The 14,595-nt window shown below is 69.0% G+C and carries 9 protein-coding genes and 2 rRNA genes; all 11 read left to right on the forward strand.

What is annotated here, in order from left to right:
• Nucleotides 1-220 precede the first annotated feature (220 nt).
• Nucleotides 221-3,340: ribosomal RNA gene (locus tag F9C11_RS24760) — 23S ribosomal RNA — on the forward strand.
• An 82-nt stretch (nt 3,341-3,422) separates the two neighbouring features.
• Nucleotides 3,423-3,539 (forward strand): 5S ribosomal RNA (gene rrf, locus F9C11_RS24765).
• Between the two features lie 208 nt (nt 3,540-3,747).
• A complete protein-coding gene (locus F9C11_RS24770; protein ID WP_409179743.1) occupies nt 3,748-6,354 on the forward strand; it encodes a hypothetical protein in 2,607 nt (868 codons plus the stop codon).
• Between the two features lies 1 nt (nt 6,355).
• Entirely contained in the window at nt 6,356-7,324 is a 969-nt protein-coding gene (locus F9C11_RS24775; RefSeq protein ID WP_409179744.1) for an HAD-IIA family hydrolase, read from the forward strand.
• 16 nt (nt 7,325-7,340) lie between these two features.
• A complete protein-coding gene (locus F9C11_RS24780) occupies nt 7,341-7,547 on the forward strand; it encodes a hypothetical protein (protein ID WP_009079580.1) in 207 nt (68 codons plus the stop codon).
• A 5-nt stretch (nt 7,548-7,552) separates the two neighbouring features.
• Entirely contained in the window at nt 7,553-8,371 is an 819-nt protein-coding gene (locus tag F9C11_RS24785) for a TlyA family RNA methyltransferase (RefSeq protein WP_409179745.1), read from the forward strand.
• Entirely contained in the window at nt 8,368-9,288 is a 921-nt protein-coding gene (locus F9C11_RS24790; protein ID WP_409179746.1) for an NAD kinase, read from the forward strand. Before F9C11_RS24785 ends, F9C11_RS24790 begins: the two co-directional genes overlap by 4 nt.
• Before the next feature lie 96 nt (nt 9,289-9,384).
• Complete coding sequence (gene recN, locus F9C11_RS24795) at nt 9,385-11,169, forward strand: DNA repair protein RecN (RefSeq protein ID WP_409179747.1); 1,785 nt, start codon at nt 9,385-9,387, stop codon at nt 11,167-11,169.
• A gap of 10 nt (nt 11,170-11,179) precedes the next feature.
• Nucleotides 11,180-12,328 carry a DUF1266 domain-containing protein gene (locus F9C11_RS24800; protein ID WP_409179748.1) on the forward strand — a complete coding sequence of 383 codons (1,149 nt, stop codon included), beginning with the start codon at nt 11,180-11,182 and terminating at the stop codon, nt 12,326-12,328.
• 102 nt (nt 12,329-12,430) lie between these two features.
• On the forward strand, nt 12,431-13,615 hold the full coding sequence (gene steA, locus F9C11_RS24805) for a putative cytokinetic ring protein SteA (protein WP_409179749.1): 1,185 nt from the start codon (nt 12,431-12,433) through the stop codon (nt 13,613-13,615).
• Nucleotides 13,612-14,559 (forward strand): copper transporter, encoded by a 948-nt coding sequence (locus F9C11_RS24810; RefSeq protein ID WP_409179750.1) that lies wholly within the window; start codon nt 13,612-13,614, stop codon nt 14,557-14,559. The genes steA and F9C11_RS24810 overlap by 4 nt, the downstream gene beginning before the upstream one ends.
• Nucleotides 14,560-14,595 lie beyond the last annotated feature (36 nt).

Consider the following 14,595-nt stretch of genomic DNA (forward strand, 5'->3'; position numbering starts at 1 on the left):
CGGTTTTGCTCTGGTTGCTCAAGGAATTGTGGAACTACTGGTTAAGGCTTGTTCTGGTGGGCGATGCCCGCGGTAGTACTGACTCGCTTCGGCGGTCGTGGAACTCGTGGTCGGAGCCCGGGGATCAGGTTGTTCACTGCGCACTGTTGGGTCCTGAGGCAACACACGTTGTTTCTGGTGTGGTGTTTGAGAACTGTAGAGTGGATGCGAGCATCTTTGTGGTCAAGTTGTTAAGGGCACATGGTGGATGTCTTGGCTTCAGGAGCCGATGAAGGACGTGGGAGGCTGCGATATGCCTCGGGGAGCTGTCAACCGAGCTGTGATCCGAGGATTTCCGAATGGGGAAACCCAGCACCAGTGATGTGGTGTTACCCGCCGGTGAATATATAGCCGGTGTGGAGGGAACGCGGGGAAGTGAAACATCTCAGTACCCGCAGGAAGAGAAAACAAAAGTGATTCCGTGAGTAGTGGCGAGCGAAAGCGGAAGAGGCTAAACCGTTTGCATGTCAAGCTGTCAGGCGTTGTGCAGGCGGTGTTGTGGGACCCACCTTGGAGAGACTGACATTTCTCCGGATGTACGCGATGGTTAGCGGAACGCCTTGGGACGGGCGGCCGGAGCGGGTGAGAGCCCCGTACGCGAAAGCTGTCGTCGTAGGTCTTGGTGGTGTTCCCGAGTAGCAGCGAGCTCGTGGAATTTGCTGTGAATCTGCCGGGACCACCCGGTAAGCCTAAATACTTCCTGGAGACCGATAGCGGACGAGTACCGTGAGGGAAAGATGAAAAGTACCCCGGGAGGGGAGTGAAAGAGTACCTGAAACCGTGTGCCTACAAGCCGTCAGAGCCTTCGGGTGATGGCGTGCCTTTTGAAGAATGAGCCTGCGAGTTAGTGCTGCGTGGCGAGGTTAACCCGGGTGGGGTAGCCGTAGCGAAAGCGAGTCTGAATAGGGCGAATGTAGTCGCGTGGTCTAGACCCGAAGCGGAGTGATCTACCCATGGCCAGGGTGAAGCGACGGTAAGACGTCGTGGAGGCCCGAACCCACTTAGGTTGAAAACTGAGGGGATGAGCTGTGGGTAGGGGTGAAAGGCCAATCAAACTCCGTGATAGCTGGTTCTCCCCGAAATGCATTTAGGTGCAGCGTCGCGTGTTTCTTGCCGGGGGTAGAGCTACTGGATGGTCTAGGGGCCTTACCGGGTTACCGAAATCAACCAAACTCCGAATACCGGTTAGTGAGAGCGCGGCAGTGAGACGGCGGGGGATAAGCTTCGTCGTCGAGAGGGAAACAGCCCAGAACACCAGCTAAGGCCCCTAAGTGTGTGCTCAGTGGGAAAGGATGTGGGATTGCCCAGACAACCAGGAGGTTGGCTTAGAAGCAGCCACCCTTGAAAGAGTGCGTAATAGCTCACTGGTCAAGTGGTCCTGCGCCGACAATGTAGCGGGGCTTAAGCACACCGCCGAAGCTGTGTCATTGACACATTAGATCGACGTTCGTCCTTGAGGCGGGCGTCCAGTCGTGTTGATGGGTAGGGGAGCGTCCTGCATCCAGGGAAGCGGCCGCGGAAGCGAGTCGTGGAGGGTGCGGGAGTGAGAATGCAGGCATGAGTAGCGAATGCAGAGTGAGAAACTCTGCCGCCGGATGACCAAGGGTTCCTGGGCCAGGCTAATCCGCCCAGGGTAAGTCGGGACCTAAGGCGAGGCCGACAGGCGTAGTCGATGGACAACGGGTTGATATTCCCGTACCCGAGCATGTGCGCCCATGGCGAGGCGGTTGACACTAACCACCCGAAGCCGCGGACGATGTCTTCGGACGGAGTTCGTGTGTGGAGCGTGGGACCTGATTCCGTAGTAGTCAAGCGATGGGGTGACGCAGGAAGGTAGCTCCGCCAGGCGATGGTTGTCCTGGTGTAAGCGTGTAGGCCGTCATGTAGGCAAATCCGCATGGCATATAGGCTGAGACGTGATGCGTAGCCGTTTGAGGCGAAGTGGGTGATCCTATGCTGTCGAGAAAAGCCTCTAGTGAGTGCATGCACGGCCCGTACCCCAAACCAACACAGGTGGTCAGGTAGAGAATACCAAGGCGATCGGGTGAACTGTGGTTAAGGAACTCGGCAAAATGCCCCCGTAACTTCGGGAGAAGGGGGGCCAAACACCTTGAAGTCCCGTGCGGACGGAGGGGTGGTTGGCCGCAGAGACCAGCGGAAAGCGACTGTTTACTAAAAACACAGGTCCATGCGAAGTCGCAAGACGATGTATATGGACTGACGCCTGCCCGGTGCTGGAACGTTAAGAGGACCGGTTAACTCACTTTGTGGGTGAAGCTGAGAATTTAAGCGCCAGTAAACGGCGGTGGTAACTATAACCATCCTAAGGTAGCGAAATTCCTTGTCGGGTAAGTTCCGACCTGCACGAATGGCGTAACGACTTTCCGGCTGTCTCGACCACAGGCCCGGCGAAATTGCATTACGAGTAAAGATGCTCGTTACGCGCGGCAGGACGGAAAGACCCCGGGACCTTTACTATAGTTTGGTATTGGTTTTCGGTTCGGCTTGTGTAGGATAGGTGGGAGACTGTGAAGCGGTGACGCTAGTCATCGTGGAGTCGTTGTTGAAATACCACTCTGGTCGGATTGGGAATCTGAACCTCGGACCATGATCTGGTTCAGGGACAGTGCCTGATGGGTAGTTTAACTGGGGCGGTTGCCTCCTAAAGGGTAACGGAGGCGCCCAAAGGTTCCCTCAGCCTGGTTGGCAATCAGGTGTCGAGTGCAAGTGCACAAGGGAGCTTGACTGTGAGACAGACATGTCGAGCAGGGACGAAAGTCGGGACTAGTGATCCGGCACCTCCTGGTGGAAGGGGTGTCGCTCAACGGATAAAAGGTACCCCGGGGATAACAGGCTGATCTTGCCCAAGAGTCCATATCGACGGCATGGTTTGGCACCTCGATGTCGGCTCGTCGCATCCTGGGGCCGGAGTAGGTCCCAAGGGTTGGGCTGTTCGCCCATTAAAGCGGCACGCGAGCTGGGTTTAGAACGTCGTGAGACAGTTCGGTCCCTATCCGCCGCGCGCGCAGGATACTTGAGGAAGGCTGTCCCTAGTACGAGAGGACCGGGACGGACGGACCTCTGGTGTGCCAGTTGTCACGCCAGTGGCATGGCTGGTTGGCTATGTTCGGAAGGGATAACCGCTGAAGGCATCTAAGCGGGAAGCCTGTTCCAAGATGAGGTATCCCACCCCTTTGCGGGTTAAGGCCCCCAAGAGACGATTGGGTTGATAGGCCAGAAATGGAAGCACAGTAATGTGTTGTCGAGTTGACTGGTACTAATAGGCCGAGGACTTGCCTACGAAGATGTTGCGCATCCACTCTACGGTTCTGAAACACCACACCGGCCCCACCATGTGGGGGGTGTGTGTTGTTTCGGAGTGTTTCGGTGGTTTTAGCGTCAGGGAAACGCCCGGTCCCATTCCGAACCCGGAAGCTAAGCCTGACTGCGCCGATGGTACTGCAACCGAAGGGTTGTGGGAGAGTAGGACACCGCCGAACTTAACGTGACAGTCTGGGCCCCGGTCCGAGAACCCTCGCTGGTTCTCCCGGGGCCCAGACTCATGTTCGCATCCGTTCGAAGCCGCGCGCGGGGACCGCTGAGGTCCGCCCGCGCGAGGTTGCTCCGAACGGGCCCGTAGGATAGTCAATCGGCCCTCGTGCGAGGGCCTGCTTCAGAATTCCACAGTTGTCTATGGCAGGAGGCCAGGTGTCCGAGTTCGGTCGACGAGACTCAGCGGATGAGGGGTCCGGTCGGTCGGCTCGCCGCGACCAGGACTCCCGCGGCGGACGGTCCGACGCGCCCCGGGGAGACCGGCGCGGCGCGCGGCAGGACCGCGGCGGGAGGGACAGCCACCAGGGCCGGCCCCGGCGGGACGACCGCGGCGCCCGCGGATCCGGCGGTTTCGCCGGCCGCCCCGGCCGCGGCGACGGGCCCCGCGAGAACCGCGGATACGCCGGGAAACGCGACGACGACCGCGACTTCCGCCCGCGCGGCAAGCGCGACTTCGACCGGCCGCAAGGCAAGTCGTACGGCGAGCGTTCCGGCGGACCCGGCGGCAAGTCCTACGGGGACCGCTCCGGGCGTCCCGAGGGGCGTTCGTCCTACGGCGACCGTTCGGAAGGCCGGTCCTCTTACGGCGACCGCGGCGGCAAACCTTCTTACGGCGACCGGTCCGGGCGTCCGGGCGGCAAGTCGTACGGGGACCGTCCGGAAGGAAAATCCTCCTACGGCGACCGCGGCGGACGGCCGCAGGGCAAGTCCTCCTACGGGGAACGGTCCGGCGGGCGCTGGAACGACAACGACGACCGGCGCGGTCCGGGCGGATACCGCGGCAAGGACTCCCAGGGCGGCGGTTTCCGCGACGATCGGCGCGGATCCGGCGGATTCCGCGACAACGACCGCCGCGACACCCGCGGCGGCTACCGGGACGACCGCGGCGGCAAGCCCAGCGGAAACCGGGACGACCGCGGCCCGCGCGACGGCGGATTCCGCGGCGGGAACCGGGGTTCCGGCGGATTCCGGGACGACCGCTCCGGCGGGAACCGGCGCGACGACCGCGGGTTCCGCAACGACCGCGACGAGCGGCGGGACAACCGTCCGGGCGGATTCCGCAATGACCGTCGCGACGAAGGCGGTTACCGCGGGGACCGGCGTGACGACCGATCGGGCGGGTTCCGCGACAACCGGCGGGATGACCGTTCGGGCGGGTTCCGAAACGAGCGTCGTGACGAAGGCGGTCACCGCGGGGACCGGCGCGACGACCGGTCCGGCGGGTTCCGCGACAACCGGCGGGATGACCGTTCGGGCGGGTTCCGCAATGAGCGGCGTGACGAAGGTGGTCACCGCGGAGACCGGCGGGATGACCGTTCGGGCGGGTTCCGCAATGAGCGGCGTGACGAGGGCGGCTACCGCGGGGACCGTCGGGACGAGCGGTCTGGTGGATTCCGCAATGACCGTCGCGATGAAGGCGGCTACCGGGGGGACCGGCGGGACGACCGTTCGGGTGGGTTCCGCAATGACCGTCGCGATGAAGGCGGTCACCGCGGGGACCGGCGGGACGAGCGGTCTGGTGGATTCCGCAACGAGCGTCGTGACGAAGGCGGCTACCGGGGCGATCGCTCCGGCGGGTTCCGTCGGGATGACCGGTCTGGCGGCGAGCGGCGGGACGAGCGTTCCGGCGGGTTCCGGAAGGACCGTCAGGACGAGAACCTCCGGCAGCAGCGCGACGAGGTCGAGGAGACTTCGTCGGCGGCGAGCGAGGAGTCCGCGGTCGAAGAGGTGACTGCGAGCGCCGTTGAGGTCGAGTCGGGCGCGGGAGCGCGGGACGAGGCCGCTGAGGGCCAGGAACAGCGTGCCGCGGACGGTTCGCCCGACCGTGGCGAGCGCGAGGGCCGCGGCGACCGCGAGGAGCGGGAAGACCGTGGCGGCCGAGGCGATCGCCCCAGTCGCGGAGACCGGGACAGCCGCGACAACCGGGGCAGCAGGGACAGCAGGGACAGCCGTGGAGATCGCGGTGACCGGCGCGACCGCAGGGACGACCGGCCCCGTGCCAAGCGGCCGGTGACCCTCGAGGAGCAGGACGCGGCCCTTGCCCGCGAGTTGCTCGAAGCGCCCGAGCTGCCCGAGGACATCGAGTTCTCCGACCTCGACGAGGAAGTCCGCCGGGAGCTGCGGACCCTGCCGAAGGGGCTCGCGGAGACCGTCGGGAAGCATCTGGTCGCCGCGGGCGGGCTCGTCGACAGCGACCCGGAGGCCGCGCTCGAGCACGCTCGGTACGCGAAGACCAAGGCGTCGCGGGTGCCGATCGTCCGGGAGGGGCTCGGGCTCGTCGCGTACCACGCGGGCAACTGGCAGGAAGCGCTGTCCGAGCTGCGGGCCGTCCGGCGGATGACGCGCAGCGACGAGCACATCGCGATCATCGCGGACGCCGAGCGCGCGCTCGGCCGTCCGGAGCGCGCCCTGGACCTCGCCAAGGAGACCGACAAGGAGCGGCTCACCAAGTCGACCCAGGTCGAGCTGGCGATCGTCGCGGCCGGTGCGCGGCGCGACCTCGGGCAGCTGGACGCGGCGGTCGTTTCCCTGCAGGGGCCGGACCTCCAGGCGGGCAAGCGCGACCCGTGGAGCGCGCGCCTGTTCTACGCCTACGCCGACAACCTCGAGGCTGCCGGGCGCAAGGAAGAGGCCGTGCAGTGGTTCCTCAACGCCGCCGAGGCCGACGCCGAGGACGAGACCGACGCGGCCGAGCGGGCCGCCGACCTGGCGAACGAGGCGAACGCGAACGAGGCGAACGAGCCCAGCGAGACGGACGACTGACGTGGCCTACGACGCGTTGCTCTTCGATCTCGACGGCACCGTCTACCACGGGCCGCAGGTGATCGAGGGCGCCGCGGAAACCGTGGCCGCCGTGCGCGAGCAGGGCACGGCGGTCCGGTTCGTGACCAACAACGCGTCCAAGGCCCCGTCCGCGGTCGCGGAGCACCTCCGGGACCTCGGCATCACCGCGGACACCGAAGAGGTGCACACGAGCGCTCAGGCGGCAGCCGCGCTCCTCAAGGACCGGCTGCCCGCCGGCGCGAAGGTGCTCGTCGTCGGCACCGCGTCGCTCGGCGACCAGGTCTCCGCGGCGGGACTGGAGCCGGTGCGGACCGCGGGCGACGACGTTTCCGCGGTGGTGCAAGGACATTCGCCGGAAACCGGATGGGCGGACCTCGCCGAGGCGAGCATCGTGATCCGGGCCGGCGGGCTGTGGGTCGCCACGAACACCGACTCCACGCTGCCCACCGAGCGCGGCCTGATGCCGGGCAACGGGTCGATGGTCGGGGCGCTCAAGATCGCTACCGGAGCCGAGCCGGTGGTCGCCGGGAAACCGCAGCCGTTGCTGTTCGAGACGGCCGCGCGATCCGCGGAAGCGAAGCGGCCGCTGGTGGTCGGGGACCGGCTCGACACCGACATCGCGGGCGCGGTCGCGGCCGGGCTCGACTCGTTGTGCGTCCTCACCGGCATCGCGACTCCGGCGACGCTGCTCGCCGCGATTCCGGCGGAACGGCCGACTCATCTCGGCCACGACCTCACCGCGCTCGCGCAGCCGGTGGACGAATTGCGCGTCGGCAAGCGAACCGGCTGGGAGATCAGCGAAAGCGACGTGCTGACCGTCCGCGGCGAAGGGGACGAGCTCGACCTGCTGCGGGCGCTGTGCGATTCGGCGTGGCGCACGGGAGTCTCGCAGGTGCGCGCGGACGGCGACGCGGCCGCGGCGGCGGTAGCCGGGCTCGGGCTGGCCTGACTGGTAGTTTGGGGCTGTGCACCCGAACGTTCCGCGGCCGGTTCCCGGACCCCCGCCGATCCCCGGACCCGGCCCGCAGCAGACTGACCCGCGGGCGGGCATCGACGAGGCCGTCGCCGGGCTCGACGACCTCGACACGCTGCCGCCCGCCGAGCACGTGGACCGGTTCGAGGCCGTGCACACCGAGCTGACCGTGGCCCTGTCCAGCATCGACAAGGTCTGACCGGCGTGGCCAAACGGGCCAGGCTCGACGCGGAACTCGTGCGGCGCGGACTCGCCCGCTCCCGCGAACAAGCCTCCGCGCTGATCACCGGCGGCAAGGTCACCGTGCGCGGCATGGTCGCCACGAAACCCGCCACCGGCGTGGAAAACGACGCGCCGATCGTCGTGAAGGACGAGGACGACCCGGGCTGGGCGTCGCGCGGCGCGCACAAACTCCTTGGCGCGCTTGAGCGTTTCGGTCCCGAGGGGCTGGCCGTCGAAGGCCGCCGCTGTCTCGACGCGGGCGCGTCCACCGGCGGGTTCACCGACGTGCTGCTGCGCAACGGCGCGGACCGGGTCATCGCCGCCGACGTCGGGCGCGGGCTGCTCGACTGGAAGCTGCGGACCGACGACCGCGTCGTCGTCCTCGACCGGACGAACGTCCGCAACCTGACGCCGGACGTCCTCGGCGGCCAGGTGGACCTCGTCGTCGGCGACCTTTCCTTCATCTCGCTCAAGCTCGTGCTGCCCGCGCTCGCCGCGTGCGCGCGCGACGGCGCGGACCTCGTGCCGATGGTCAAACCGCAGTTCGAGGTCGGCAAGGACCGGCTCGGCAGCGGCGGCGTGGTGCGCGATCCGGAACTGCGCGTCGCATCCGTGCTGGGCGTGCTCGCCGAGGCCGCGAAGCTCGGCTTGGCGCTGCGCGGGGTCGTCGCGAGCCCGTTGCCCGGCCCGTCCGGGAACGTCGAATACTTCGTGTGGCTCCGCAAAACGGAGCCGGAAGACGCGGGCAGCGAGGACGCCGAACGGCTCGTGCGCGCCGCAGTCCAGGAAGGACCCCAGTGACCGCCGAACGTGAAGTGCTCCTCGTGGTGCACCCCGACCGGGACACCACCCGGGAGGCCGCCCGCGAGGTGTCCCAGCGGTTCGCCAAGGCCGGGATCCGGCTGCGCGTGCTCGACGAGGACGTTCTGCGGCTGATCGACCCGGACGGCTGCATGGGCATGCCGTGCACCGTGGTCGCGCCCGAGCACAATCCGGCCGAGGGAGCCGAACTCGTGTTCGTGCTCGGCGGCGACGGGACCCTGCTGCGCGCGGCGGAACTCGCCCGTCCGGCGGAGGTGCCGGTGCTCGGCGTGAACCTCGGCCGCGTCGGCTTCCTCGCCGAGGCGGATTCGGACGCCCTCGCCGACGCCGTGCAGCGCGTGGTCGACCGCGAGTACCACGTCGAAGAGCGGATGACCGTCGACGTCACGGTCGCCGCGGACGGCGCGGAGATCTACCGGACCTGGGCGCTCAACGAGGCCAGCGTCGAGAAGTTCAGCCGCGAGCGGGTGCTCGACGCGCTGATCGAGGTCGACGGCCGCCCGGTGTCGTCCTTCGGCTGCGACGGCGTGCTGTGCGCGACGCCGACCGGCTCCACCGCGTACGCCTTCTCCGCCGGCGGCCCGGTGCTGTGGCCGGACGTCGAGGCGCTGCTCGTGGTGCCGAGCAACGCGCACGCGATGTTCTCCCGCCCGCTGGTCGTCTCGCCCGAGTCGGTGATCACCGTCGGCATCGACCCGACCGGCCCGAAAGCGGCGCTGACCTGCGACGGGCTGCGGTCGTTCGACCTGCCGCCGGGCGCGCTGGTGCGCGTGGTGTGCGGCAAGCAGCCGGTGCGGCTGGTGCGGCTGTGGGACGGCGTGTTCACCGACCGGCTGGTGTACAAGTTCGGCCTGCCGGTGCGCAGCTGGCGCGACCGGCGCGCGGGAGACCGCTGAGCGCGACGCGCCCGCACAAGTGTTCGACCAGCGAAAAGAAGAGTTAGCGGACCTCGGACGCGCAGAACGTCGGTGCGGGCCGCTACCGTATGCGTCGTGCTGGCCGAGATGCGCATCCAGGGCCTCGGAGTCATCGAGGAAGCCCTGCTGGAACTGCACGCGGGCTTCACCGTGGTCACCGGTGAGACGGGTGCGGGCAAAACCATGGTCGTCACCGGGCTGCATCTGCTTTCGGGCGGGCGGGCCGAGGCGTCGAAGGTCCGGAACGGGATGCTGAAGGCATTCGTCGAGGGCCGGTTCACCGTGGGCAAGGACGACGCGGCCGCCCGCATCGTCACCGACGCGGGGGCCGACGTCGACGAGGACGGCAGCGTCATCGCGCTGCGCACGGTCGCGGCCGACGGGCGCTCGCGGGCGCACCTGGGCGGCCGGTCGGTGCCGGTCGGGGTGCTGTCCGAGCTGTCCGAGCAGGTGATCGCCGTGCACGGGCAGAACGACCAGCTGCGGCTGCTGCGCCCGGCCGAGCAGCGCGCGGTGATCGACCGGTTCGCCGGCGACGCGGTGGGCAGGCCGCTCGCGGAGTACCGCCGGGTCCGCGAGGAATGGCTGGCCGTGCTCACCGAGCTGAGCGAGCGCTCCAACCGCTCCCGCGAGATGGCGCAGCAGGCGGACCTGCTGAAACACGGGCTGAACGAAATCGACGCGGTCGCGCCCGAACCGGGCGAGGACGTCGAGCTCACCGAGCAGATCAAGCGGCTCGCCGCGGTCGACGAGCTCCGCGCGATGGCCACCGAGGCGCACGCGGCGGTGTCCGGCGCGCAGGACGGCGATCCGGACGCCCCGGGCGCGCTCGGCCTGGTCGGCGAGGCGGTGCGGCGGCTGGTTTCGGCGGAGGACTCCGTGCTGCGCGACCTCGTGCCGCGGCTGGAGGAAGCCTCCACGCTGCTCAGCGACGTCGGCGCGGAGCTGGGCGGCTACGTCGAGAACCTGGACGCCGACCCGGCGCTGCTGGAGAAGGTGCTCGCGCGCCAGGCCGATCTCAAACGGCTCACCCGCAAGTACGCCGCGGACGTCGACGGCGTGCTGGCGTGGGCCGAGGACGCGCGGCGCCGGCTCGAATCGATGGACACCTCCGAAGAAGCACTAGCGGCGCTGGCCTTGCGCCGCGACGAGCTGGCCGTGGAGCTGGTCGCGCACGCCACCGAGGTTTCCGCCGCGCGCGGCAAAGCGGCCGCGGAACTGGCCACGGCGATCACCAAGGAACTGTCCGGGCTCGCGATGGGCCAGGCGGAGCTGGAGATCACCGTCGAACAGCGGCCGGCCGAACACGGCGACCGGCAGGCGCTCGCGATCGACGGCCACGCGGTGCACGCGGGCCCGGACGGCGTCGACGAAGTGGAACTGCTGCTGCGGGCGCACAACGGCGCGCCGCCGCTTCCCGTGCACAAGGCCGCCTCGGGCGGTGAGCTGTCGCGCGTGATGCTGGCGATCGAGGTCGTGCTGGCGCACGCGGACACCGTGCAGACGCTGGTGTTCGACGAGGTGGACGCAGGGGTCGGCGGCCGGGCCGCGGTGGAGATCGGCCGGCGGCTGGCCCGGCTCGCGCGCACGCACCAGGTCCTGGTGGTCACGCACCTGCCGCAGGTCGCCGCGTTCGCCGACCAGCATCTGGTGGTGGACAAGGGAACCAGCGGCGGCGTCACGCGCAGCGGCGTGAAAACGCTCGGCCAGGACGACCGGGTGCGCGAGCTGGCCCGGATGCTCGCCGGCATGGACGGCACCGAAACCGGCCGCGCGCACGCCGAAGAACTGCTTGCCGCCGCGGAGAAAGACAAAGCGAAGTACGCGGCTCCGAAGCGCAAGCGCACGAAGAAGGGCTGAGGCGGATCCCATGACCTGGGCCACGCTGGCCGACGTCGAAGCCGAACTCGCCCGCGCGCGGCGGGAGGACGATCTCGACCGCTTCCTCGCGCTCCTCGGCGACGAGGAGCTGTTCGTGCCGATCCACCGGGACGAGGCGCAGCGGCTCGCGCAGGAGCGGACCTGGTCGCCCGCGAAAGTCTGCTGCGCGCACGGCGGCGAGGCCTCGCTGCAGGTGTTCACCCGCGGCGCGCTGCCGGATTTCGGCGCGGACGTGGTGTTCCTCAGCGGCGATCTCGACTGGGCCACGCACGGCCTCGGGCCCGGCGAGCAGGTCGTGTTCAACCGCGGCACGCTCGGCGAATGGCGGGTGAGCGCGGCGGCCGTGCTGCCCTGGGTCGACGCGAACCCGCACCGGGTCACCGCGGTGGAACAGCAGGTCGAGCGGCTTTACACGGCGCGGTACGGGGTTCTCGACGGTCCGGTCGCGCACGCGCTCGCCTGCGGCGCGCACCAGGCGGTGCTGTCGGCCGAACCGTGGAACGTCCTCGACGCGCGCTACCACGACTACGTCGCCGAGGTCCGCGGCCTGCGCGACTGGTGGGGCGTCGCGGACGCGGCGGGCTGGCGGGCCGCGATGGACCGGCTGCTCGGCGATTCCTACCAGCTCACCACCGGGAACCTCGTGCTCGTGCTGCGCGCCCGCAGCGGATTGGCGCTGGACGTCTACGGCTGGGTCGAGCTGGTCCGGCAGTGGTGCGCGGACAACGACGCCGAGGACCAGGCCGGGCCGCTCGTGGACGCGGTGCGCCGGATCGTCCGGTACGAACAGCGGTTCCGCGCCGACGGCCTGCTCGCGCCGGACGGCGTGGTGGACAGCATCATCGGCTGGGACGTCGCCCGCGCGGTCGAGCTGGCGCGCTGGGGACTGGCGGTCGGCTACTGCGACCCGCTCACCGCGGAGCTGATGGTGCTGGAGGCCGGCGCGATCGCCCGCCGCTACCACGATTCGTGGGCGGACCTGTCCACCGGATACGTGCTCGGCAGGCTGCTCGCGCTCGACCGCGAGGAATTCGGGCCGGAGTACGCCTCGGCCGCGCGGGTCCGCCACCGGCTGCTGACCGATCCCGCGAGCCCCTGGTCCAACCTCGATTTCGAGGCGGACGGACCGCACAGTTAACCCCGGCCCGGCACGGCGCGCGACCTGGCTCACCACAACGAGTCATGTCCGCTTCGGCGCGTCGGCTCCGCACCAAGGCACAAATTTGTCACCATCAGCCACATGAAGCTCACTGGTCTTCTCGCGCGGAACCAAGAAGCCCTCCCCGGCGTCATCGGTGTCGCGCGGGTCGACCGGCGCACGCGGGAGCTGCTGCGCCGGGTCAGCGCCGGCGACATCGTCGTGCTGGACCAGCTCGACCTCGACCGCGCCACGGCCGACGCGCTCGTCGCCGCCGAGGTCGCCGCGGTGGTCAACGCGTCGCCGTCGATTTCCGGCCGGTTCCCCAACCTCGGCCCGGAAATCCTGGTGGCGGCGGGCATCCCGCTGGTCGACTCCGTCGGCGGGGACCTGCTGCGCACCGTCAAGGACGGCACGAAGCTGCGCGTGCACGAGGGCGCGGTGTACCTGGGGGAGCGGCAGCTGGCGACCGGGGTCGAGCAGACCGCCGAAAGCGTCGCCGACCAGATGATCGAGGCCAAGGCCGGGATGTCGACCCAGCTGGAAGCCTTCTCCGCCAACACGATCGAGTTCCTGCGCCGCGAGCGGACGCTGATCCTCGACGGCGTCGGCGTGCCGGAGCTGAAGGTCCCGGTGCGCGACCGGCACGTGCTGGTCGTCGCCGCGGGGACCGGGCACGCCGAGGACCTCAAGAAGCTCAAGAAGTACATCGGCGAGCACCGGCCGGTGCTGATCGGCGTCGACGCCGGCGCGGACACCCTGCGCGCGCAGGGCTACCAGCCGGACGTGATGGTCGGCGACCCGACCGGGATCGGCACCGCGACGCTGCGCAGCGGCGGCGAGGTCGTCGTCCCCGCGCAGCCGGACGGGCACGCGCCGGGCGTCGAGCGGATCCAGGACCTGGGCATCGGCGCGGTCACCTTCCCCGCGTCCGGCAACGCCGAGGACCTCGCGCTGCTGCTGGCCGACGCGCACGGCGCGAGCCTGGTGGTCACCGTCGGGTTCCAGGCCACGCTGCGGGAATTCCTCGACCACGGCCGGTCCGGGTCGAATCCGTCCACGTTCCTCACGCGGCTCAAGCTCGGCACGAAGCTGGTCGACGGCAAGGCCGTCGCGACGCTGCACCGCGCCCGGGTGTCGCTCGGCGCGGTCGCGCTGCTGGTGCTCGCCGCCATCGTCGTCGTCATCGCCGCGCTGCTGGTGTCCGACGTCGGCTCCGTCTATCTCGAGTGGATCCAGCACGCCTGGTCCACGTTCGTCGCCTGGGTGAAGGGTCTCTTCACGTGATTTCCCTGCGGTACCACATCGTTTCCATCACCGCGTGCTTCCTGGCGCTGGCCGTCGGCGTGGTGCTGGGCTCGACCGCGCTCAACGGTTCGCTGCTGTCCGGGCTCGCGGACCAGAAGAAAGACCTCGGCACGCAGGTCGCCGACCTCGAGGCGCAGCGCAACAACCTCAAGGCGCGGCTGTCCGACGCGGACGCCTTCGCCGGCACGATGGGCCCGAAGGTCGTCGCGGGCGCGCTCGACAAGCGCAGCGTCGTCATCGTCACCACGCAGGACGCGCGCCCGGCCGACCGCGACGCGCTCAAGAAGCTCGTCGGCCAGGCCGGCGCCTCGGTGACCGGCGAACTGCAGCTGACGAACGCGTTCACCGACCCGGCGAAAGCCGACCAGCTGCGCGACGTCGTCACGCGGCTGCAGCCTGCCGGGGCGAAGTTCCCGACCGCGGGCGACTCCGGCACGCTCGCCGGCGCGCTGCTCGGTTCGGTGCTGCTGCTGGACAAGGCGAGCGCGAAACCGCAGTCGAGCGGCGACGAACTCGCCGCCGCGCTGGGCGGGCTGACCGACGGCGGTTTCGTGAAGCCGAGCCAGGGCGTGCAGCCCGCGCAGCTGGCGATCGTGCTGACCGGAGCCCAGCAGACCGGCGACGGCGCGGGCGACCGGGCCGCGACGATCGCGCGGTTCGCCGCGCAGATGGACCGCTCCGGCGCGGGCACGGTGCTCGCCGGGGACCCGGGCTCCGCGGAAGGCACCGGCCCGATCGGGGTCGTGCGCGCGGACACGTCGGCGACGTCGATCCTGTCCACTGTGGACAACGCGGATTCGGCGGCCGGCCGCGTGGCGGCGATCCTGGCCTTGCAGGAACAGCTCAACGGCGGTTCGGGCCGGTACGGGATCGCGGGCAACGCGCAGGCGATCGCGCCGGGCGTGGCCGCTTCGGGGAACTGAACGAGAGACTTTCCGCCTCCCGCACCACAGCCGGCG

Source organism: Amycolatopsis sp. VS8301801F10, from assembly GCF_046195355.1.
Taxonomy (GTDB): Bacteria; Actinomycetota; Actinomycetes; order Mycobacteriales; family Pseudonocardiaceae; genus Amycolatopsis.